General features: G+C 31.0%; 27 protein-coding genes. 24 read left to right on the top strand and 3 right to left on the bottom strand.

Translation table 11 applies throughout. From position 1 onward, the window contains the following. The 17 genes from ACXQH5_RS04230 (at position 1) to ACXQH5_RS04150 (ending at position 10,312) form a co-directional block, all read left to right on the top strand. Positions 1-267: a TIGR04197 family type VII secretion effector gene (locus tag ACXQH5_RS04230; protein WP_000593835.1), complete on the top strand. Its 267-nt coding sequence runs from the start codon at positions 1-3 to the stop codon at positions 265-267. A 22-nt stretch (positions 268-289) separates the two neighbouring features. Beyond that, complete coding sequence (locus tag ACXQH5_RS04225; RefSeq protein WP_000336131.1) at positions 290-685, top strand: YwqH-like family protein; 396 nt, start codon at positions 290-292, stop codon at positions 683-685. 21 nt (positions 686-706) lie between these two features. Beyond that, complete coding sequence (locus ACXQH5_RS04220; protein WP_000540848.1) at positions 707-2,377, top strand: T7SS effector LXG polymorphic toxin; 1,671 nt, start codon at positions 707-709, stop codon at positions 2,375-2,377. Positions 2,378-2,392: 15 nt separating this feature from the next. Next, positions 2,393-3,037, top strand: a complete 645-nt coding sequence (locus ACXQH5_RS04215; RefSeq protein ID WP_000701499.1) for a DUF5079 family protein — start codon at positions 2,393-2,395, stop codon at positions 3,035-3,037. Then, a complete protein-coding gene (locus ACXQH5_RS04210) occupies positions 3,037-3,492 on the top strand; it encodes a DUF5085 family protein (protein ID WP_458066607.1) in 456 nt (151 codons plus the stop codon). The genes ACXQH5_RS04215 and ACXQH5_RS04210 overlap by 1 nt, the downstream gene beginning before the upstream one ends. Continuing rightward, entirely contained in the window at positions 3,485-3,943 is a 459-nt protein-coding gene (locus ACXQH5_RS04205; RefSeq protein WP_000360004.1) for a DUF5085 family protein, read from the top strand. Before ACXQH5_RS04210 ends, ACXQH5_RS04205 begins: the two co-directional genes overlap by 8 nt. Positions 3,944-3,966: 23 nt before the next feature. After that, positions 3,967-4,554 (top strand): DUF5080 family protein, encoded by a 588-nt coding sequence (locus tag ACXQH5_RS04200; protein ID WP_000583209.1) that lies wholly within the window; start codon positions 3,967-3,969, stop codon positions 4,552-4,554. Between the two features lie 178 nt (positions 4,555-4,732). Next, positions 4,733-4,951, top strand: coding sequence for a hypothetical protein (locus ACXQH5_RS04195; protein WP_000431306.1), 219 nt, complete (start codon positions 4,733-4,735; stop codon positions 4,949-4,951). Between the two features lie 107 nt (positions 4,952-5,058). Beyond that, a complete protein-coding gene (locus tag ACXQH5_RS04190; protein ID WP_000141985.1) occupies positions 5,059-5,550 on the top strand; it encodes a TIGR01741 family protein in 492 nt (163 codons plus the stop codon). 36 nt (positions 5,551-5,586) lie between these two features. Next, positions 5,587-6,060, top strand: a complete 474-nt coding sequence (locus ACXQH5_RS04185) for a DUF5083 family protein (protein WP_000411308.1) — start codon at positions 5,587-5,589, stop codon at positions 6,058-6,060. A gap of 14 nt (positions 6,061-6,074) precedes the next feature. Beyond that, on the top strand, positions 6,075-6,449 hold the full coding sequence (locus tag ACXQH5_RS04180) for a DUF4467 domain-containing protein (RefSeq protein ID WP_000824868.1): 375 nt from the start codon (positions 6,075-6,077) through the stop codon (positions 6,447-6,449). A 17-nt stretch (positions 6,450-6,466) separates the two neighbouring features. Beyond that, on the top strand, positions 6,467-6,856 hold the full coding sequence (locus ACXQH5_RS04175) for a DUF4064 domain-containing protein (RefSeq protein ID WP_057504542.1): 390 nt from the start codon (positions 6,467-6,469) through the stop codon (positions 6,854-6,856). A gap of 1 nt (position 6,857) precedes the next feature. Then, positions 6,858-7,250, top strand: coding sequence for a DUF5084 family protein (locus tag ACXQH5_RS04170; protein ID WP_000878112.1), 393 nt, complete (start codon positions 6,858-6,860; stop codon positions 7,248-7,250). 515 nt (positions 7,251-7,765) lie between these two features. Further along, the gene (locus tag ACXQH5_RS04165) at positions 7,766-8,266 is read left to right on the top strand and encodes a TIGR01741 family protein (RefSeq protein ID WP_031922262.1); all 501 of its coding nucleotides are present in this window, start codon (positions 7,766-7,768) and stop codon (positions 8,264-8,266) included. Positions 8,267-8,276: 10 nt separating this feature from the next. Further along, positions 8,277-8,765 carry an antitoxin YezG family protein gene (locus tag ACXQH5_RS04160; protein WP_000142101.1) on the top strand — a complete coding sequence of 163 codons (489 nt, stop codon included), beginning with the start codon at positions 8,277-8,279 and terminating at the stop codon, positions 8,763-8,765. A 624-nt stretch (positions 8,766-9,389) separates the two neighbouring features. Next, positions 9,390-9,764 (top strand): DUF4467 domain-containing protein, encoded by a 375-nt coding sequence (locus ACXQH5_RS04155; RefSeq protein WP_000822167.1) that lies wholly within the window; start codon positions 9,390-9,392, stop codon positions 9,762-9,764. A 149-nt stretch (positions 9,765-9,913) separates the two neighbouring features. Continuing rightward, positions 9,914-10,312 (top strand): DUF4064 domain-containing protein, encoded by a 399-nt coding sequence (locus ACXQH5_RS04150; protein ID WP_000415674.1) that lies wholly within the window; start codon positions 9,914-9,916, stop codon positions 10,310-10,312. 249 nt (positions 10,313-10,561) lie between these two features. Here the strand turns inward: ACXQH5_RS04150 and ACXQH5_RS04145 are convergent, their stop codons facing one another. Next, positions 10,562-11,386, bottom strand: coding sequence for a formate/nitrite transporter family protein (locus tag ACXQH5_RS04145; protein WP_000659770.1), 825 nt, complete (start codon positions 11,384-11,386; stop codon positions 10,562-10,564). A gap of 234 nt (positions 11,387-11,620) precedes the next feature. Further along, positions 11,621-12,931 carry a branched-chain amino acid transport system II carrier protein BrnQ2 gene (gene brnQ2, locus ACXQH5_RS04140; RefSeq protein WP_000745093.1) on the bottom strand — a complete coding sequence of 437 codons (1,311 nt, stop codon included), beginning with the start codon at positions 12,929-12,931 and terminating at the stop codon, positions 11,621-11,623. A 583-nt stretch (positions 12,932-13,514) separates the two neighbouring features. Here brnQ2 and ACXQH5_RS04135 point away from each other — a divergent pair. The 3 genes from ACXQH5_RS04135 (at position 13,515) to ACXQH5_RS04125 (ending at position 16,393) form a co-directional block, all read left to right on the top strand. Then, on the top strand, positions 13,515-14,405 hold the full coding sequence (locus tag ACXQH5_RS04135) for a 5'-nucleotidase, lipoprotein e(P4) family (protein WP_001033891.1): 891 nt from the start codon (positions 13,515-13,517) through the stop codon (positions 14,403-14,405). A gap of 248 nt (positions 14,406-14,653) precedes the next feature. Further along, positions 14,654-15,703 (top strand): ABC transporter permease, encoded by a 1,050-nt coding sequence (locus ACXQH5_RS04130; RefSeq protein ID WP_000477937.1) that lies wholly within the window; start codon positions 14,654-14,656, stop codon positions 15,701-15,703. Positions 15,704-15,715: 12 nt separating this feature from the next. Next, positions 15,716-16,393: an ABC transporter ATP-binding protein gene (locus tag ACXQH5_RS04125; RefSeq protein ID WP_000911020.1), complete on the top strand. Its 678-nt coding sequence runs from the start codon at positions 15,716-15,718 to the stop codon at positions 16,391-16,393. A 158-nt stretch (positions 16,394-16,551) separates the two neighbouring features. Here ACXQH5_RS04125 and ACXQH5_RS04120 read toward each other — a convergent pair whose 3' ends face one another. Beyond that, positions 16,552-16,692, bottom strand: a complete 141-nt coding sequence (locus tag ACXQH5_RS04120; protein WP_064125682.1) for a hypothetical protein — start codon at positions 16,690-16,692, stop codon at positions 16,552-16,554. On the opposite strand from ACXQH5_RS04120, the gene ACXQH5_RS04115 reads away from it, so the two are divergent. The 4 genes from ACXQH5_RS04115 to ACXQH5_RS04100 all read left to right on the top strand — a co-directional run bounded on the left by ACXQH5_RS04115 (position 16,643) and on the right by ACXQH5_RS04100 (position 21,222). Beyond that, positions 16,643-17,632, top strand: a complete 990-nt coding sequence (locus tag ACXQH5_RS04115; protein ID WP_223200556.1) for a PTS sugar transporter subunit IIC — start codon at positions 16,643-16,645, stop codon at positions 17,630-17,632. The genes ACXQH5_RS04120 and ACXQH5_RS04115 overlap by 50 nt on opposite strands. Before the next feature lie 342 nt (positions 17,633-17,974). Beyond that, positions 17,975-19,093, top strand: coding sequence for a carbohydrate kinase (locus ACXQH5_RS04110; protein ID WP_001283968.1), 1,119 nt, complete (start codon positions 17,975-17,977; stop codon positions 19,091-19,093). Next, positions 19,068-19,991, top strand: coding sequence for a pseudouridine-5'-phosphate glycosidase (locus ACXQH5_RS04105; RefSeq protein ID WP_000002082.1), 924 nt, complete (start codon positions 19,068-19,070; stop codon positions 19,989-19,991). Before ACXQH5_RS04110 ends, ACXQH5_RS04105 begins: the two co-directional genes overlap by 26 nt. Positions 19,992-20,001: 10 nt before the next feature. Next, positions 20,002-21,222 carry a NupC/NupG family nucleoside CNT transporter gene (locus tag ACXQH5_RS04100; RefSeq protein WP_001022966.1) on the top strand — a complete coding sequence of 407 codons (1,221 nt, stop codon included), beginning with the start codon at positions 20,002-20,004 and terminating at the stop codon, positions 21,220-21,222. The last annotated feature ends 57 nt before the right edge of the window (positions 21,223-21,279 follow it).

Raw genomic sequence — 21,279 nt, 5'->3', positions numbered from 1 at the left:
TTGATAAAGTTAAACCAAGCCTCTGTGAGCAAAGAAATTTCAAGCATTCGAACAAATGGACAAGGCTTAAAACAATCAAATGGGAATGTAAATTTAAGTAAAACGAATCTCGTTACTTTTAAAGAATATGTAAATATGTTTGAAGATTATCAATCAGCTCTATCTAATTATGAAAACATAATTGAACAAGATACGACGGCTATGGATACAACGGTAACAGAAATTGTTGAAAACGATAGAGAAATAGCAGGACAAATTAATAAATAATTAAACAAGACGGGTGAGAAAAATGTGTAATAAGGGAGAAATAAGAAGGCAAATTGCTAATAAAGAAAGAGAAAAAGCAAGTAAAGAAGCACAACTAACAGATTTAAAAGAGGATTTAAGAAGATTGAAAGATGCTTCGAAAAAATTGGATACAGCAGGAGAAGATTTTAACAAAGGACAGAGTAGTTATAACAAAGTAGAAATTAGTACTTCAGATTGGAAAGGAGAAAGAAGGACTAAAAGTGACAGCAAAAAGAAAGATGTCGATTCTGAATTAAAAAAAGTTGAACAAGACTTTGATGATGCGAAGAAGGCTATTAAAAAAGATATTCAGGATAAAGAAGAAGAAATCAAGGGAGTCGAAGGAGAAATCAGTACAATAAATGCAGCTATAGATGCACTTAAATCAAAATTATAATAATAGAGAGGGAAATTTATTATGGGGTACAAAGTTGATATGTCTGAAGTGCACAATATGCAAAAGTCTATTGATTCAAGCTTAAGTGCAATAAATACAAAGGTTAGCACGCTTAGCAGTAGCATAAACAATCTTATAAATACTGAAGGATTCGAAGGTCAGACAGCAAGTAGTGTCAAAAACTATAGTAAGACATTTCATTTACAATCAATAAAAAAGATTGAAACAATAAACAAAGATTTTAAATCAGATATTGCGAAATCTATACGTAAATTCCAAAGTGAAGTTGATAATAATGCTTCAGCTATATTGGATGAAGACGAAATAAAAAAATACAAAAAAGATATTGATGATGCATTAAAAGATGTTTTCAAATCTTCTAAAGATGCAAACGGAGCTATTTCAGATGTTTCAGATTTAACAACAGCCAAAAAAATAAAGACAGAAAACCTGGCCAATAAAATGGGAGATTTTAATAAAGATATTGATCAAACGGTGGAAAGATTAACGACCTTCGACGCCAACAATTCTATAGATGGTGATAAGACAGATAACTTAATAACTGAATTAAGTGGTGTAAATTCATATGTCAAAAACATGAAGCCAAACCGTGCAAGAATTAGTTCTACAAGTGGAAAAATTGAAGGTGCAATTGCAAGGCATAAAACAAGTGAAGAGTTAGTAAGATGGCAAACTTACATGGAAACGTTAAGTGAAAATCTTTATAAAACACCAGGTCTAAGTAAAGCAGCTTCTGACATAATTACCCAAGCTGGACGCGAGTACTATGCTATCAAAGCTGTAGGGAATGGCAGTGCTTTAAGAGGATATAAAGAATATCTGAAAACACGAGATATTAATAAATTAATTAACAAAATGAATAAAAACCAATTAAAAAGAATGTCATTGGTATTAAATACAGATAGAGGTAATATTAAAATAAAAAATGCAGTAAAAATGGCAAGTGAATTTGCCCGTAATAATCCTTTTAAAAAAGGAAATTTAGTAAATTGGATGAGCAAAGTCCAAGGGTATCAAAGTGTAAGTGCTCAAATATTAAAAAAGGGGTTGCAAGATAAGAACTTTAAATATACATTTGGAGATGCAAAGAAATTTTTTGATACAGCTGATATGAAAAAAGCAGCAGTCACAGAATTTAAAAATACCTTTGTACCACAAAATATAAGAGAAACCTTCTTTAAGAAAGAAAATTTAACATCTAAGACAGCATTAAAGAAAAATATGAGTAAATTCTGGAATGAAGATATTAAGGGTGGAATCAAAGAGTTTAAATTAGACTTTGCTAACAAAAATATCATTGGTAAACTCGGCAAATTGTTGAAACTAGGAGGCAAGGCTTTAAAACCATTAGGATTTATTACTGCAATTACTGACAACATAGGAAAGAAATCTTGGCAAGAAAAATTAGTTGGTATGGGGGTAGATTTAAGTGCTATTGGTGCAAGTGCAGCTGCAGGTGCAGCTGTTGGAACGGCAATACCATTACCTGTAGTAGGAACAGTTGCAGGTGCATTAGCTGGAGCAGCAGTGGGTATAGCTTTAGATTATAAAATACCGTATCTTGATAAGTCTGCAACAGAATTAGCTAAAGATGGTATTAACTCGGGTATTAACAAAGTTAAAAGTGGATTTGGAAAAGTAACTTCAGGATTTAAAACAGTTTTCGGATAAGAAAGGGGCAGTCAAATGAAAATACAAGAGATTGTAGGAAATATAAAGAGAGCTTATCTGACACCATTAATAATTTTTGTGATTTTGTTTTCATTATTTTTTGATTTGATAATGTATTTTTATGGAAACCTTCAAGGGAAATTGCCAATATATTTAGATGTATTTCTAATATTTGCAGCAGTTGTATTTATTTTAATGTACTTCCAAGAGAAAAGTGGAGAAGTTAAGGTTGAAAAATCAAACGTTATTCGTTATTTAACATTAAATGTTGTAGCTGGGTATTCAATGGTACTACTTGTTGCCTCTATTTATGTTTTTGGGGTAGCAGGCTATGGTTTTGATGTATTTAATTACTGGTTAGGTATTATATTAATGCTATTTGTATCGTGGTTTGCTCTATTTTTGTTCTATAAAAATGAATTTGATAGTGAAAATCCAAATAAAGCAGTTAATGTTATAGCAATTATTATAAAGTTATCTGCTTTTGGAGGACTTTTCTATATCAGAACAGTCGTTCCTAATACTGCAGATGAAGAGAAATTTATAACTCTAAGTATCTTAATTAATATAGCTGTTGATTTATTGCTGGTTAGATCATATTTTAACTATGCATTATATAAGAGTGTAAAAAAAGATATCGAAAACGGAGTGGATGATTAATGGAAGTAGGAATGTTAATTATGCCGTTTTGTGTGAAGATTACATTTGAAATTGATAAAAATGATAATTGGTTAAATGCATTAGATACAGTAAATGAATTTTTCATGGATAAAGATATATATCCAACTGGTCCTATAATTTTCCAAAGAGAATTAGCAGGTTTGGGTGAATATAAATATACAGCATATATAGCTCTTAATGATGAACTTCAAGATATACCTGAATTGAACATCAAATATATTGATTGTTTAGAGGTAGGACCTACGTTATCAACTAAGTATTTTGAAGAAGAGGAATTTGAAAGAGCTTATAAAGAAATTGAATATGTAGCTAACGAAAATAATATTAAGATCCTAAATCAACCATATTATCATGTAATGGTAGATTATTTTGGTGGTACGGCTTTTGAAATTTATGCTCAAGTAGATTTGGATGAGAGTGAAGTATATGGATAAAAATGGATACTCATATATTATGATGAAAAATGTAGCTTACAAAACTTATTTTGATGTGACTATGGATGACTACGAAGATATATTAAAAGACTTTACAAACCTTGCAATTTCTAAAGGTAAAACAATTACAGGGCCATTAACTTTTGCAGTCACGCAAATAGACTTGCAAAAAAGGATGAATATTGATTTGTTTATTTCAGTTGGAAAATGTTTTAAATCAAATGAAGAACTATCATATAGAACATATTTTTGTCTAGATAACATGTTACATGGTCGTATCACTTCCAACAATTTTATAACAGATGAAATAGCGTTACTTGAGGATATGAACGAATTTGCTTCTGACAACAATTTAACGTTTACTTCGCCTTATTATCACACAATGAGAAAAAGTTTTAGCGGTGAACAAGGTTGGATTGATGTAAAGGCCAAAGTGTATGAAAATGATTAATTAATAATCAGTAGAGGTAATATATGATAATTTTTATTTTATTAACAGTTTTTTCACTCTTTTATATAGCGATGATTGCTAGTTTATTTAAAAGTGAAGGTTTTTCAATAATAGGCTTAATATTGGATATAGTTATTTTGACAACATTAATATTTTATTATTTTGTAGGTGCGAGTTTTGTTGATAATGATTTAAGTAATTTTTTAGCATTCATGAATTTTGGGTCATTTGTGTATATGTACTATGCAATTAAGAGCTTGTGGGTGAAGCCTAAGTTAGTAAATTATATAATTGCAAAAGAAATAGGCGAATCAAAAGATGTCATTGAAGAACAGGAATTAGATTTACAGACATCAAAGATAAGAGGTATCTACTTTTTCATTATTGCAATTGCCATGCTAATAATTACTAAATTAAGAATGCAACCTGAGTTACAGGCAGATGCTATATCGATGAATCCAGTTTTTATTTTTATAGGAGTTATTATCATTTTAATTTGGCTAGTACTGGATATATATCGTAAGAAAAAATACGGTATATTCTTATTCAAGACGATAGTGCCATTAGTTGTTACGACTTGGATTATTATAGCTACTATTGTACTTTCATAAGAAATTTTCAATAATTTTGTTTTGGTTATAATTGTTGATGGATATTAATTAATCGATAGAAAAATCTTAATGATTTTTGAAAAATATGTAAAAAGTATATACTATTAATATCTTTTTTACTATAATTATAAATAGTTAAATAAATTGAAAGACAAAATAATGAGTAGGAGTTAATGAGATGGAAAACCAAAAACAAGGCAATGGCTTAAAAATTGCAACATGGGTATTTATTGTATTAACAGTAGTTACACCGCTATTTGGTATTGGAAGTATTGTTTGTAGTATTAATTACAAAAAATACGATGCTGAAAAAGGTTCGAAGTTATTGAAAATTGCAATTATCGTAACAATAATTGTTTTTGTTTTAAATTTATTAGCATATTTAGGTTTAAGATAAGTAAAATGAATTTGAAAAAGCATTAAGCGACATTTGTTTGTTGTTTAGTGCTTTTTATTTAACGGAAATGAAACCAATATCTATTTTGAAAATATAGGGGCGATAACATGACTTTCGAAGAAAAACTAAGTGAAATATACAACAAGATTGCGAATGAGATTAGTGGGATGATACCAGTAGAGTGGGAAAAAGTATATACGATCGCCTATATAAATGATAGAGGTGGAGAGGTCGTTTTTAATTATACTAAACCAGGTAGCGATGAATTGAATTATTACACGAATATATCTAGAGATTATAATGTTTCGGAAGAAATATTTGATGATTTATGGATGAATCTTTATTACTTGTTTAAGAATTTAAGGAATTTATTTAAAACAGAAGAACATGAACCATGGACATCATGCGAATTTGACTTTACAAGAGATGGTAAATTAAACGTATCTTTTGATTATGTCGATTGGATTAAATTAAGTTTAGGTCCGTTAGCTAGAGAAAACTACTATATGTATAAAAAATTTGGGGTTATACCAGAAATGGAATATGAAATGGAAGAAATTAAAGAAATCGAGCAATATATTAAAAGACAAGAAAGTTAATTATAGGAAAGAGGTTAACTAATTAAAGGAGCAATAATGGAAAAAATAAAGAAAATAAACAAAATATTTTTATCATTTGAAGTTATTCCATTTGCAATGATGATTTTGCTAGCATTTCCACCAATTATTGCAAGTCTAATTAATAATCGTTTGCAGTATGGTAGAGATCTCTACGATAGAGTAAGCTTTTATTGTTATATTTCAATTATGGTTGCATATGCAATTACCATATTGTTAGAAATTATTTTTTACTTTATTTTATTGAAAAACTATCAATATGATCGAAGTAATATTGAATTAGCTAATAGAGTGAAAGTTACAAAAGTACTGTCGATTTTGTATATCATTCCAGGATTATATGCGATTCCATTCTATTTTAGATTTTTACATATTCGCTCATTTAGAGAAAATAAAAAATCTGGACAGCCGGCCTATCACTTTTGGGAATTTTTTATAAAACCTAATCGCAAACCCATAGAGTTGAAAGACTTTTTTATTAAAAATAGATAATTAAGGAGTAACCAATGAAAAGATTATGCATAGGATTGTTAATTATAATGATGAGTATAATAAATTATGGTTGTGGTAATGAGCAAAATGAAAATAAATATCAAAGTCAAATTAATAAAGTAATGAAAATTCAACAAGAAACTCATAAAGAGATGGTTAAAAAGAGTAATGAAGTTAATCCTGAATTTAATAAGGATAAAGTAAATACTTATGTGTTTAATGATGGCAAATTAATTATCATCAGCTATAAGTTATTTAAAGATAAAGATCAAATGTTTTACGCGACTTACGAGTTTAAAAACGACAAAATTTATTATAAGAGAGATATTAATCCTAAAACATACGTGAAAGAACACCAATCAGATTATAAAGATATTAAAGTAAAATAATTTAAAGGAGTAGGAAAATGGAAAAATTAATCAAAGTGACGTCTTTAATTGGAATTATTATTCAAAGTTTTTTAACATTGTTATTTTTATTATTTTTAATTTTATCAGCAACAGGCATTATACAGCCAGAATTGATCACAACTGTTAATGGTGAACAAACTATACAAAGCCCAGAAACTGCTCAAGCAACATTCGTGACAATATTTGCAATATTATTTGTTGTTTCTTTAGCTTCAGATTTATTAGGCATTATAGCTATGAAAAAGTTGTTTGTGAATAATAGAGCGAGTGGCATTTTGTATATTATTGGTGCAGTGATCAGTGCCAATTTATTAACATTTATTGCTTGGTTAATAAGTGGGATTTCTGTTTTAAGATATAACAAAATAGGAAAAGAAGTGTCATAGCATGAAATATACTTGGTGGATACTTTTAACAATTGCAGGGATTTTAAGTTTAACAAGTGTTTATGGATTTATTTTATGTTTAGGTAGCTTTGGAATGTTGGCAATGAATGTCATGTGGCTATTTGTTTATACACCGCATAAAAATTCTAAAGCACTTGAATCTATATCAAAACCAACGATAATTTTATCGATCATTGGGACATATGCAGTATTTATATTTATGTCTAGCTTATTTTACTTCGTAATGAAAGCTAGGTTTATGGAAATTGGAATAAAACTTTACGGTGAATCTTTTAATATGTTTGGAATACCATTATTCATTATTGCTACCATTTTATTTACAATCGGCACAGTATTCGTTTATAAAATACAGCAATCAAGATTAAAGCAGTAGAATATATTAATTTAAAATGGGACGGGTTTAAAAGAAATCCGTCCTAATGATTTATACATAATAGATGTAGTTGAATCTATATGACTCAAATACTTTGAAGATAAAAAGATAATGACAATGAATGTAAAATGTGATTTTTATAATATTAAAATATAAAAAATCCAACTGAAAATGTAATGATTTAGAAAGGAAATCTAAATTTTAATAACGGTAAATGAAGGATAGATAAACATGAGTAACTTAAACCAGTTTGATAAATTTGTACCTTCATTTATTTGCGTTGAAAATCACGATTCTGTTTCCATTTTCGAAAAATAGAAACGAGTATCGTAAATAAAAACTCTCATGGATACAAGGCGATTATATAGTTTCAAGATGATGAACCAATTTAGGATGAAAATTTAAATGGATGGATATATTTAGATTTTACTGAATTGTAAAAATAGAATAATAAGTTATTTGAATGTATTTATAAATATATCGTTATTATTAAAGTAGAGATTAGGGGAGATAACATGACTTTCGAAGAAAAACTAAGTGAAATATACAACAAGATTGCGAATGAGATTAGTGGGATGATACCAGTAGAGTGGGAAAAAGTATATACGATCGCCTATATAAATGATAGAGGTGGAGAGGTCGTTTTTAATTATACTAAACCAGGTAGCGATGAATTGAATTATTACACGAATATATCTAGAGATTATAATGTTTCGGAAGAAATATTTGATGATTTATGGATGAACCTGTATTACTTGTTTAAGAATTTAAGGAATTTATTTAAAACAGAAGGACATGAACCATGGACATCATGCGAATTTGACTTTACAAGCGAAGGTAAATTAAACGTATCTTTTGATTATGTCGATTGGATTAAATTAAGTTTAGGTCCGTTAGCTAGAGAAAATTACTATATGTATAAAAAATTTGGGGTTATACCAGAAATGGAATATGAAATGGAAGAAATTAAAGAAATCGTGCAATATGTTAAAGAGCAAGATGAAGCTGAAATATAGGGGCGATAATATGACTTTCGAAGAAAAACTAAGTCAAATGTACAATGAAATTGCAAATGAGATCAGTGGGATGATACCAGTAGAGTGGGAAAAGGTATATGTAATTGCCTATGTAGATGATGAAGGTGGAGAGGTCGTTTTTAATTATACTAAACCAGGAAGTGAAGAATTGAATTATTATTCAGATATTCCTAAAGATTGCAATGTCTCAAAAGATTTATTTAAGAATTCATGGTTTAAAGTTTATCGAATGTTTGATGAGTTAAGAGAAGTTTTTAAAAAAGAAGATTTAGAACCGTGGACATCATGTGAATTTGACTTTACAAGAGAGGGAAATTTGAAAGTATCATTTGATTATATAGATTGGATTAAATTAGGTTTTGGTCCATCTGGAAAAGAAAACTACTATATGTATAAAAAGTTTGGTGTTTTACCAGAAATGGAATATGAAATGGAAGAAATTCGAGAAGTAGAGAAGTATGTTAAAGAGCAAGAGTAGCAGACATGTTATAGAAGGCTGTGCAAAACCAACCTCGTTTTACATTTGACTCAAAGAAGAAGGTAAACGATAAGATTATTTGCAACTTAAAAAGTCTATTAGCTTATCGGTATCCATACATCATATGTATAAATGAGTTTAACTAATTAACAAATCACGATATAAATTTAAAATTGTCATTAATTGAAAAGGTTATTGTAGTGTATTTTATAAAGTTGATGCACATCGACTTATTTTTTAAAACTTATATCAAAAAAATATGAGAAAAGTATATACTATTAAAATGTTTTTTACTATAATTATAAATAGTTAAATATTTGGAGATTAAATAAATATATAGGAGGCAATTTTTAGAGATACATAGCAATGTAAAGGTATCAAATAGTTATTGCATAATTTATTATGATGACATAATTTTCAGTAGATAGTTGTAAATTAACACTGAAATAGATGTTTATATTAAGAAGACTTTAATATCATAATTAATCAAAATCTTGCGTCAAACATTTAAACGAATTTTAAGTTTATAACAATTGGTTAAACATTGTTCAAACATTACAATGATAAAGTATATTATCAGTATTGTAGTGTGTGGAAAATGGCAGCCATCTGAGGAGAAAAATGATGAAAAGAATATTGGTAGTATTTTTAATGTTAGCAATTGTATTGGCAGGTTGTTCTAATAAAGGTGAAAAGTATCAAAAAGATATTGATAAAGTGTACAAAGAACAGAATCAAATGAATAAAATTGCCTCGAAAGTACAAAACACTATTAAAACAGACATTAAACAAGAAGACAGTAATACACATGTTTATAAAGATGGTAAAGTCATTGTTATTGGTATTCAATTGTATAAAGATCGTGAAAAAATGTATTATTTCGCATATGAAATAAAAGATGGTAAGGCAGAAATCAATAGAGAAATAGATCCAATTAAGTATATGAAAGACCATAAAGCAGATTATGAAGATGAAAATGTAGAAGTGGAAAAAGATTAACGTATGCTTTCTTTAAAACTTTTAACCAGTTTCAAAAAGTAAATGAGCTTTAGCGACAATAATTTTTAAAATAAACACGATATAAATTTAAACATTTATATATAAGAACACAAACGTAAGTTTGTAAATAATAATAAAGGAGTAAGTCAATGGAAAAATCGATCAAAATAATGACAATAATAGGAATTGTTGTTCAAGGTTTAGCAACGGTATTTAGTTTACTATTGATGGTTTTAGCAGCATCAGGTGTAATGACTACAGATGTGTCAACAACAGTTAATGGTGAGGTTGACCCAGTTGATGCAGAAACAGCAGCAGCAATTTTCACTGTATTATTCTTATTCCTATTTATATTTGGAATCATTTCAATTATTTTAGGTGCAATCGGTATGTTTAAAGCATCTAAAAACAAAAAAATGAGTGGTATATTGTTGATTATTGGAGCTGTAATAAGTGGTAACATAATTACATTTGCTTTATGGTTAGTCAGTGGTATTAAACTACTTACTAATAACAAGCCTAAAGATCAAATAAGCGACTTATCATAAACATCGTATATTGAAATTTCAAGATTTCTTAAGTAATTATATTTCTGTTAGGTTTTAACAAATTAACCGATTAAATAAAGTGCTCTCTTAGAAGTAGATTTTCAGTCAATAACTGCTTTTAAGAGAGTATTTTGTATTTGATAATAAGCATGCCATCGGACAAAAAGCATTGACGAACTTTAAAAAAATACGTTAGACAATGCACTTCTAAATATTAAAGGCATCGACTAACGCATTGTTTAAATAGAGTTAATTATTTTTATAAAATTGATGATGATCATTCAAGTAAGCATAGAATAAACCTATAATGAGACCGCCTCCGATATAGTTACCGATAAAAGCGGCAGCAATATTTGAAATAGCAGGAATGAAGTGCAATGTATCAACTTGATAAATTAAGCCGCCCATAAACAAGCAACTGTTGTAAACGACATGTTCATAACCCATAAAGGCGAATATGGTAACACCGAACATCATGACAAACATTTTTGCAAGTACATCGTCAATTTGCATGGCGATAACTAATGAAATATTAATAAAAAAGTTGGCGAATATCGCTTTCATTAATATACTTACAAACCCAGTAGACAACGTTTTATGTTCTATAACTGCTGATAATTGATTTAACATATCTGGCGTCATTACATTTGAAAAACGCATGAAACTAAATAAAATAGCAGCACCTAAAATATTTCCTGCAAAGCATAATAAAAATATTTTCAATACTCTAGTTGGTTTAATTACTTTATAATACAGGCCTACAGTAAAGTACATGAAGTTACTAGTTAGTAGTTCGGAGTTTGTAAATAAAATGAGTACTAACGCAAAACTGAATGTAATGGCGCTGGCCATATTCACAATGCCTGGCGGTAAATCTGGTTCGTGTGTTGCTTTAACTGATAATACGAAGACCGTAATAATCCCGATAATAAATCCTGCCATCATAGCGCGTAATAGATAACGTTTTAAATAAACGCTTTGTAATATATCTTTCGTTCTTATCGTTTCGACTACGTTATTTACCCAGTCGTCCCCATAAAATATTTTATCCCATTTAATATGTTTCTCCTTCACAATGACATCCTCACTTTTCATTTGTTAATCAGAGTATACTATGAATCGCCTTATTTGTGAATAATTTCACAAAATTAATTTTAAAAACTAATATTTTTGAATAACAGCTAGGATTTTTTAACAAATCATTTATTTTAAAATAATTAATCGCCAGTTAGTATCAATGAATAAATACAGATTTTCATACAAAAAACCTAGTAATGATGCGACGATCATTACTAGGAGATTATGCTTCTATTTAGTTGTCGCTTGTTTCGGACGGCGTATAACTACATCGATGATGAAACCTATGATTGCCAAAAGAATGAATGGTACAAGCCAAGCTAAATCGATATCTGCTAAAGGTAACATCATAAACCATTTCAAAATAACACCGTGTAATAAGTCGAAACTGTTTAGTATTTGTAAAATTGAAATAATCAATGTAATAACAGTTGCGAGTCGATAGGCCCAACTGAATCTGAATGTGCTAAACATGTTAGCAAATGATATCAGTACAAGTGCAATAGACACGGGATATATTAATGTCAACAATGGTACAGCAATTTTTAAAATCATTTCTAAACCAAGTGTTGTAAATAAAAATCCTATGATAGAGAAAACAAGTGCGAATATTTTATAAGAAAACTTAGGCACGTGTTTCTTAGTAAATGTTGCACAAGCGTTGACGAGTCCTATACATGTTGTTAGGCATGCAAGAATAACCGTCATTCCAAATACGAGGTTACCGAACGAACCAAATACGCGTAATGAGTTGTACGTCAATATATCTGTACCATCTTTAAAGTTTCCTGGAGCCGTTGATGCCCCAACGTATGCAAGTGCAAAGTAAATCATTCCAAGTAATATGGCTGCAATAAGACCTGAAAAGCAGACATATTTTAAAATTTTCATGCGATCTGTGAGCCCTTTAAACTTATAGCCATTGACAATGACTACCGAAAAAGCTAACGCAGCAACAAGATCCATTGTAAAATAGCCTTCCAAACTTCCTGAAATGAAAGGATGTGTTATATATTTATCCTTAGGTGCACTTAGTGCAGATTCAGGGTTGAAAATGACAGCAATACTTAATAGAGCGACCATCAATAGTAATAATGGTGTTAATAATTTACCTAAATTATCAACGATTTTCGATGGATTTAAACTAATCCAGTAAACGATGGCAAAAAAGATTGCTGCGAATATAATTAAAGTCCATTGGTTGTGCACAGGTAAAATGTGTCTTGTACCAATTTCGTACGCGACATTTGCAGCACGTGGAATACCGTAAAATGCTCCGATAGACATGTAAATGACGACAGCGAAAATAAACCCGAACCATGGATGTATACGATTGCCTACACTTTCAACACCTTCATCATAAAATGCGACAACGATAACAGTAATAAAGGGTAGTAAAATGCCAGTAAGGGCAAAGCCAAACATGCCAATCCACATATTTTGACCCGCTGTATGGCCGAGCATGGGCGGGAATATTAAATTTCCGGCTCCAAAAAATAGTGAAAATAACATGAGGCCCGAAATAATAACTTGTTTTTTCAATGTAATTTCCTTCCTAAAACTAGATATTCATAATAATTTAAAAAATCTGAAAAATAAAAACGTACTTACTTTATCTTTAAATGACAATACTATGATTCTATTATTTTATAAAAAAGATTGCAATAATAACGTCTTGCTATTATTGGATAATGACAATTAAAGTGTCGTTTTTATGAATTAAAATAGGTGAAAGTAAGTTGGAAATACGTTGGAGCGTTGTGATTTTTATGAGAAATTGTGTGAGTGAGGACTGCTATTTATAAAAGGTAAACTATGGATGAGTTTATGGTTGTTCCAATAGGTAAATAAGAGATAGCACACTGTACACATAATGATACATGGATGAGTGAATATGTCTGATAGAAAGGCCTAGTCACTCAAATGAATTTAAGTTTATTACGTGATAAATCACAAATCTCTCTCATGTGATAGGTCTCCCATTAAATCATGCTTATATGAAATGTTCACATATTTGTTAGCTTTTCAAGAAATAATATTAAATATCTTTTCATAGTATAGCAATATTAAATAAATGCATTTATAATTTTAACTGTATTTTAAATATTAATCATGAGGTGATAAGATGAATAAAATTTCAAAGTATATTGCAATAGCATCATTATCGGTAGCGGTTACAGTTTCTGCACCACAAACGACAAATTCTACAGCGATTGCCAAAAGTTCTGCTGAAGTTCAACAAACGCAACAAGCTTCTATACCAGCATCACAAAAGGTGAATCTTGGTAATCAAAATATTATGGCAGTGGCTTGGTATCAAAATTCAGCTGAAGCAAAAGCATTATATTTACAAGGTTATAACAGTGCAAAGACTCAGTTAGATAAAGAGATTAAAAAGAATAAAGGTAAACATAAGTTAGCTATTGCTTTGGATTTAGATGAAACAGTTTTAGATAATTCTCCATATCAAGGCTATGCATCAATACATAATAAACCTTTCCCGGAAGGTTGGCATGAATGGGTACAAGCTGCTAAAGCTAAACCTGTCTATGGCGCAAAAGAATTCTTGAAATATGCTGACAAAAAAGGCGTCGATATCTACTATATTTCTGATAGAGATAAAGAAAAAGATTTAAAGGCAACACAAAAGAACTTAAAACAACAAGGTATCCCTCAAGCTAAGAAGAGTCATATTTTACTAAAAGGTAAAGATGATAAGAGTAAAGAATCACGTAGACAAATAGTTCAAAAGGATCATAAACTTGTCATGCTATTTGGAGATAATTTATTAGACTTTACAGATCCAAAAGAAGCTACAGCTGAATCTCGTGAAGCATTAATTGAAAAACATAAAGACGATTTCGGTAAGAAATATATCATTTTCCCTAACCCAATGTATGGTAGTTGGGAAGCTACAATTTACAACAATAACTATAAAGCAAGTGACAAAGCAAAAGATAAATTACGTAAAAATGCTATTAAGCAATTCGATCCTAAAACAGGCGAAATTAAATAATATATGAATTGGACGTCTACATGTACTTAAAGGTATATGTAGGCGTTTTTAAATTGATCCGTAATTTTAAATGTACCGTACAAAAATAATAGGCAATTAATTGCATTTTCTATAAATTTGCTTTTAATATAAAAAGTTCGGGTATAATGAAGGATAAGTGTATGTATAGCATTACAGAGCGCAACACGACGTACGTGCATCTAAGAATATAAACAATGTTTAAATCATAGTAGTAGGGAGAGAAATGCATGTTTTTAGCTTGGAATGAAATACGGCGCAACAAATTGAAGTTTGGACTAATTATTGGTGTGTTAACGATGATTAGTTACTTGCTATTTTTATTATCTGGATTGGCGAATGGTCTTATCAATATGAATAAAGAAGGTATTGATAAGTGGCAAGCAGATGCCATTGTTCTAAATAAAGATGCCAATCAAACTGTGCAACAATCTGTTTTTAACAAGAAAGATATTGAAAATAAATACAATAAGCAAGCTACTTTGAAGCAAACAGGGGAAATTGTGTCTAATGGCCATCAAAAAGACAATGTTTTAGTGTTCGGTGTTGAAAAGTCATCATTTTTAGTTCCGAGTTTAATAGAAGGGCATAAAGCGACTAAAGATAATGAAGTGTTAGCTGATGAAACGCTTAAAAATAAAGGATTTAAAATTGGCGACACATTATCACTATCTCAATCAGATGAAAAATTGCATATCGTAGGTTTTACAGAAAGTGCAAAATATAATGCGTCACCAGTCATTTTCACGAATGACGCTACCATTGCCAAGATCAATCCTAGATTGACTGGAGATAAAATTAATGCAGTTGTTGTACGTGATACAAATTGGAAAGACAAAAAATTAAACCAAGAGCTTGAAGCGGTAAGTATTAATGACTTTATTGAAAATTTACCAGGTTATAAACCACAGAACTTAACATTAAACTTTATGATTTCATTCTTATTTGTCATTTCAGCTACAGTTATAGGCATTTTCTTATATGTCATGACATTACAAAAAACAAGTTTATTTGGCATATTAAAGGCTCAAGGATTTACGAATGGCTATTTAGCGAACGTAGTTATTTCGCAGACGCTCATATTAGCATTATTCGGTACGGCATTTGGCTTACTGTTAACAGGCGTTACAGGTGCATTTTTACCTGATGCAGTACCTGTCAAATTCGATGTACTAACATTACTCGTATTTGCAATTGTGTTAATGATTGTCTCTGTATTAGGAAGTTTATTCTCCATTTTAACAATTAGAAAAATAGATCCGTTAAAGGCGATTGGGTAGGAGGTGTAGCAAATGTTGAAATTTGAAAATGTAACAAAGTCATTTAAAGATGGGAATCGTAACATTGAAGCGGTTAAAGATACGAATTTTGAGATAAATAAAGGTGATATTATAGCATTGGTTGGACCTTCTGGCTCTGGTAAAAGTACATTTCTAACTATGGCAGGTGCTTTACAAACGCCGACATCTGGGCACATTTTAATCAATAACCAAGATATTACGACAATGAAGCAAAAAGCATTGGCAAAAGTTAGAATGTCTGAGATAGGTTTTATTTTACAAGCTACAAATCTTGTGCCATTTTTAACGGTAAAGCAACAATTTACATTACTGAAAAAGAAAAATAAGAATGTTATGTCTAATGAAGACTATCAGCAACTTATGTCACAATTAGGGCTAACATCATTGCTTAATAAGTTACCTTCAGAAATTTCAGGTGGTCAGAAACAACGTGTGGCGATAGCCAAAGCGTTATATACGAATCCGTCGATTATTTTAGCGGATGAACCTACCGCGGCTTTAGATACTGAAAATGCGATTGAAGTCATTAAAATTCTACGTGATCAAGCCAAACAAAGAAAGAAAGCATGTATTATTGTTACACATGATAAACGACTTAAAGCATATTGTGATCGTTCATATCATATGAAAGATGGCGTCCTTAATCTTGAAAATGAAACAGTAGAATAGTTTTATTAAGCCGGTACATCATGTGCCGGTATTTTTATGTTTATGTATTATTTGAATAAACTTTCACATTCAATTAATAATAATTATTATCGAAAATTAGAAATATTCCGTGAAATATAATATTTTTTGTAGTAAAATGGCCTCTAAGTATTCAATATTTAAATATGGGGATTGAATATAAATTTATCGTAATGGGGGTCAATGGTTATGGATTTATTGATAGGTACTTTATTTTTATTTTTGGTCTTAGTGATTTTTACATTATTTACATATAAAGCACCTAATGGTATGCGCGCCATGGGAGCATTAGCAAATGCAGCAATCGCAACATTTTTAGTAGAAGCATTTAATAAATATGTTGGTGGCGAAGTATTCGGTATTAAATTTTTAGAAGAGCTAGGAGACGCTGCGGGAGGTCTAGGTGGTGTCGCTGCCGCTGGATTAACAGCATTAGCTATCGGGGTGTCACCAGTATATGCATTAGTTATAGCAGCCGCGTGCGGTGGTATGGATTTATTACCAGGTTTCTTTGCGGGTTATATGATTGGATATGTGATGAAATATACAGAGAAATATGTGCCGGATGGTGTCGACTTAATTGGATCGATTGTCATCTTAGCGCCATTAGCTCGTCTTATTGCAGTATTATTAACGCCAGTAGTGAATAGTACATTGATTAGAATTGGTGATATTATCCAAAGTAGTACGAATACGAATCCAATTATCATGGGTATCATTTTAGGTGGTATTATCACGGTTGTCGGCACAGCGCCATTGAGTTCAATGGCATTGACAGCATTATTAGGTTTAACGGGTGTACCTATGGCTATTGGTGCCATGGCAGCATTTAGTTCGGCATTTATGAATGGGACGCTATTCCATCGCTTAAAATTAGGTGATCGTAAGTCTACGATTGCAGTAAGTATTGAACCTTTATCACAAGCAGATATTGTATCAGCCAATCCAATTCCAATCTATATTACAAATTTCTTTGGTGGTGCGATTGCTGGTTTAATTATTGCTATGTCAGGTTTAATTAACGATGCGACAGGTACAGCTACACCGATTGCAGGATTTTTAGTTATGTTTGGATTTAATCATCCGACGACAATTGTGATTTATGGTGTAGTAATGGCGCTTGTAGGTGCGCTTGTAGGTTATCTTGGTTCAATCGTATTTAAAAAATACCCAATTGTTACTAAGCAAGACATGATTAATCGAGGTGCAGTAGACGCATAGCATCATCATATTGAATAGTAAAAACAAATAAAACATAGTAACGTGATTCAGTCGATGTAACAGTCGATAATGAGTCACGTTTTTTTATAGAAAAATATAAGACATAAAAATGTCATAATTTATAGTCGACAAATATCATACTGTATAAACATTTATCATTTTCTCAGGTGCCTTTTACGCGATGGAATGAACTTACTTTTTACGAAATTATGCGTATTTTATAAACAAATATCATTGATATAACAGTAAATGTAAGCGTTTACAACAGAAATAACTGCATGCTACGATATTTTTGTAAATTCACTGATTCAAGTATTTTAAGTCAATATGAGGAGGGATGTTATGAGCGATTCTGAGAAAGAAATTTTAAAAAGAATTAAAGATAATCCGTTTATTTCACAACGTGAACTTGCTGAGGCAATTGGATTATCTAGACCCAGCGTAGCAAACATTATTTCAGGATTAATACAAAAGGAATATGTTATGGGAAAGGCATATGTTTTAAATGAAGATTATCCTATTGTTTGTATTGGCGCAGCGAATGTAGATCGTAAGTTTTATGTGCATAAAGATTTAGTTGCAGAAACATCAAATCCTGTAACGTCAACACGCTCTATTGGTGGCGTAGCAAGAAATATTGCTGAGAACTTAGGTAGGCTTGGCGAAACGGTCGCTTTTTTATCTGCTAGTGGACAAGATAGTGAATGGGAAATGATTAAACGATTGTCCACACCATTTATGAATTTGGATCATGTTCAACAATTTGAAAATGCGAGTACAGGTTCATATACAGCTTTAATTAGTAAAGAAGGCGACATGACATATGGCTTAGCAGATATGGAAGTGTTTGACTACATTACGCCTGAATTTTTAATTAAGCGTTCACACTTATTGAAAAAGGCTAAGTGCATTATTGTCGATTTGAATTTAGGCAAAGAGGCATTAAACTTCTTATGTGCCTATACCACGAAACATCAAATCAAATTAGTTATCACCACGGTTTCTTCCCCAAAAATGAAAAATATGCCTGATTCATTACATGCTATTGATTGGATTATCACGAATAAAGATGAAACAGAAACATACTTAAATTTAAAAATAGAATCTACTGATGATTTAAAAATAGCTGCTAAACGCTGGAATGATTTAGGTGTTAAAAATGTTATTGTGACAAATGGCGTGAAAGAACTCATTTATCGAAGTGGTGAGGAAGAAATCATCAAGTCAGTTATGCCATCAAATAGTGTGAAAGATGTTACAGGTGCAGGTGATTCATTCTGTGCTGCAGTAGTGTATAGCTGGTTAAATGGGATGTCTACTGAAGATATATTAATTGCTGGTATGGTTAACGCAAAGAAAACGATAGAAACGAAATATACAGTTAGGCAAAACCTAGATCAACAGCAACTTTATCACGATATGGAGGATTATAAAAATGGCAAATTTACAAAAGTATATTGAGTATTCTCGAGAAGTTCAGCAAGCACGGAAGAACAATCAACCTATTGTAGCATTAGAATCAACAATTATTTCACATGGTATGCCGTACCCGCAAAATGTTGAAATGGCAACAACAGTAGAGCAAATTATCAGGAATAATGGTGCCATTCCAGCAACCATAGCCATTATAGATGGCAAAATTAAAATTGGTTTAGAAAGTGAAGATTTAGAAATACTTGCAACTAATAAAGATGTTGCTAAAGTGTCTAGAAGGGATTTAGCAGAAATTGTTGCGATGAAGCGTATTGGTGCTACTACTGTAGCGACGACGATGATATGTGCTGCAATGGCTGGTATTCAATTTTTTGTTACTGGAGGTATTGGGGGTGTCCATAAAGGTGCAGAACATACGATGGACATTTCAGCAGACTTAGAAGAACTGTCTAAAACAAATGTCACTGTTATCTGTGCAGGTGCCAAATCAATTTTAGACTTACCTAAGACAATGGAGTATTTAGAAACAAAAGGCGTTCCAGTTATTGGATATCAAACGAATGAATTGCCAGCATTCTTCACTCGCGAAAGCGGTGTTAAGTTAACAAGTTCGGTTGAAACGCCAGAACGACTTGCTGACATTCATTTAACAAAACAGCAGTTAAATCTTGAAGGTGGCATTGTTGTTGCTAATCCCATTCCATATGAGCATGCCTTATCAAAAGCATATATTGAGGCAATCATAAATGAAGCTGTTGTTGAAGCCGAAAATCAAGGTATTAAAGGTAAGGACGCCACACCGTTCTTGTTAGGGAAAATTGTAGAAAAAACGAATGGTAAAAGTTTAGCAGCAAATATAAAACTTGTTGAAAACAATGCGGCGTTGGGTGCTAAAATTGCTGTCGCTGTTAATAAATTAATGTAGGTGATGATACATGAATATTTTATTCGCTATCACAGGGATAGCATTTGCACTATTTGTTGCGTTTTTATTCAGTTTTGATCGTAAAAACATAGACTTCAAAAAGACGTTAATAATGATATTTATTCAAGTGTTGATTGTGTTATTTATGATGAACACAACGATTGGTTTAACAATCTTAACTGCATTAGGTTCATTTTTTGAAGGGTTAATAAATGTTAGTAAAGCAGGTATAAACTTTGTTTTTGGAGATATACAAAATAAAAATGGCTTTACATTCTTTTTAAATGTGTTGCTGCCATTAGTATTCATTTCTGTATTAATAGGCATTTTTAATTATATTAAGGTATTACCATTTATTATCAAATATGTAGGTATTGCTATTAATAAAATAACGAGAATGGGGCGTTTAGAAAGTTACTTTGCTATTTCGACAGCGATGTTTGGACAGCCAGAAGTGTATTTAACTATAAAAGATATTATACCAAAGTTGTCTAGAGCAAAATTATATACAATTGCGACATCTGGTATGAGTGCTGTTAGTATGGCAATGTTGGGTTCATATATGCAAATGATTGAACCTAAGTTCGTAGTTACAGCAGTAATGTTAAATATTTTTAGTGCGCTTATCATCGCCAGTGTAATCAATCCCTATAAATCTGATGATACTGATGTTGAAATTGATAACTTAACGAAATCCACAGAAACTAAAACATTGAATGGAAAAACAGGAAAACCTAAGAAAGTTGCCTTTTTCCAAATGATTGGTGATAGTGCAATGGATGGGTTTAAAATCGCTGTTGTAGTAGCCGTAATGTTGTTAGCATTTATTTCATTAATGGAAGCAATTAATATCTTGTTTGGTAGTGTTGGTTTGAACTTTAGACAGCTTATTGGCTATGTGTTTGCACCAATCGCATTTTTAATGGGTATTCCATGGAGTGAAGCAGTTCCAGCTGGCTCTTTAATGGCGACCAAATTAATTACAAATGAGTTTGTAGCAATGCTTGATTTTAAAAATGTCCTGGGTGATGTATCTGCTCGAACACAAGGTATCATTTCAGTTTACTTAGTAAGCTTCGCTAATTTTGGTACGGTTGGTATCATCGTTGGTTCAATTAAAGGCATTAGTGATAAACAAGGAGAAAAAGTTGCATCCTTTGCAATGAGGTTGCTACTTGGTTCAACTCTAGCTTCAATCATTTCAGGATCAATTATTGGCTTAGTATTGTAAATTAATCGAAGTATCTAAATTAAATTCATGGCAACATCAAAACCCCATCACCAAGTT

The sequence above is a fragment of the Staphylococcus sp. SA22 genome (assembly GCF_054165785.1).
Note: the sequence above shows the minus strand (reverse complement) of the source record. Positions and strands in the feature narration are given on the sequence as shown.

Bases quoted from the DNA above. Each gene is read 5' to 3' on its own strand.
- ACXQH5_RS04185 (WP_000411308.1), top strand. From the start codon at position 5,587: ATGGAAAAAATAAAGAAAATAAACAAAATATTTTTATCATTTGAAGTT.
- ACXQH5_RS04100 (WP_001022966.1), top strand. From the start codon at position 20,002: ATGAATATTTTATTCGCTATCACAGGGATAGCATTTGCACTATTTGTT.
- ACXQH5_RS04160 (WP_000142101.1), top strand. From the start codon at position 8,277: ATGACTTTCGAAGAAAAACTAAGTCAAATGTACAATGAAATTGCAAAT.
- ACXQH5_RS04180 (WP_000824868.1), top strand. From the start codon at position 6,075: ATGAAAAGATTATGCATAGGATTGTTAATTATAATGATGAGTATAATA.
- ACXQH5_RS04105 (WP_000002082.1), top strand. From the start codon at position 19,068: ATGGCAAATTTACAAAAGTATATTGAGTATTCTCGAGAAGTTCAGCAA.
- ACXQH5_RS04215 (WP_000701499.1), top strand. From the start codon at position 2,393: ATGAAAATACAAGAGATTGTAGGAAATATAAAGAGAGCTTATCTGACA.
- ACXQH5_RS04150 (WP_000415674.1), top strand. From the start codon at position 9,914: ATGGAAAAATCGATCAAAATAATGACAATAATAGGAATTGTTGTTCAA.
- ACXQH5_RS04120 (WP_064125682.1), bottom strand. From the start codon at position 16,692: ATGGCGCGCATACCATTAGGTGCTTTATATGTAAATAATGTAAAAATC.
- ACXQH5_RS04135 (WP_001033891.1), top strand. From the start codon at position 13,515: ATGAATAAAATTTCAAAGTATATTGCAATAGCATCATTATCGGTAGCG.
- ACXQH5_RS04170 (WP_000878112.1), top strand. From the start codon at position 6,858: ATGAAATATACTTGGTGGATACTTTTAACAATTGCAGGGATTTTAAGT.
- ACXQH5_RS04175 (WP_057504542.1), top strand. From the start codon at position 6,467: ATGGAAAAATTAATCAAAGTGACGTCTTTAATTGGAATTATTATTCAA.
- ACXQH5_RS04110 (WP_001283968.1), top strand. From the start codon at position 17,975: ATGAGCGATTCTGAGAAAGAAATTTTAAAAAGAATTAAAGATAATCCG.
- ACXQH5_RS04210 (WP_458066607.1), top strand. From the start codon at position 3,037: ATGGAAGTAGGAATGTTAATTATGCCGTTTTGTGTGAAGATTACATTT.
- ACXQH5_RS04220 (WP_000540848.1), top strand. From the start codon at position 707: ATGGGGTACAAAGTTGATATGTCTGAAGTGCACAATATGCAAAAGTCT.
- ACXQH5_RS04225 (WP_000336131.1), top strand. From the start codon at position 290: ATGTGTAATAAGGGAGAAATAAGAAGGCAAATTGCTAATAAAGAAAGA.
- ACXQH5_RS04195 (WP_000431306.1), top strand. From the start codon at position 4,733: ATGGAAAACCAAAAACAAGGCAATGGCTTAAAAATTGCAACATGGGTA.
- ACXQH5_RS04130 (WP_000477937.1), top strand. From the start codon at position 14,654: ATGTTTTTAGCTTGGAATGAAATACGGCGCAACAAATTGAAGTTTGGA.
- ACXQH5_RS04200 (WP_000583209.1), top strand. From the start codon at position 3,967: ATGATAATTTTTATTTTATTAACAGTTTTTTCACTCTTTTATATAGCG.
- ACXQH5_RS04205 (WP_000360004.1), top strand. From the start codon at position 3,485: ATGGATAAAAATGGATACTCATATATTATGATGAAAAATGTAGCTTAC.
- ACXQH5_RS04125 (WP_000911020.1), top strand. From the start codon at position 15,716: ATGTTGAAATTTGAAAATGTAACAAAGTCATTTAAAGATGGGAATCGT.
- ACXQH5_RS04165 (WP_031922262.1), top strand. From the start codon at position 7,766: ATGACTTTCGAAGAAAAACTAAGTGAAATATACAACAAGATTGCGAAT.
- ACXQH5_RS04190 (WP_000141985.1), top strand. From the start codon at position 5,059: ATGACTTTCGAAGAAAAACTAAGTGAAATATACAACAAGATTGCGAAT.
- ACXQH5_RS04155 (WP_000822167.1), top strand. From the start codon at position 9,390: ATGAAAAGAATATTGGTAGTATTTTTAATGTTAGCAATTGTATTGGCA.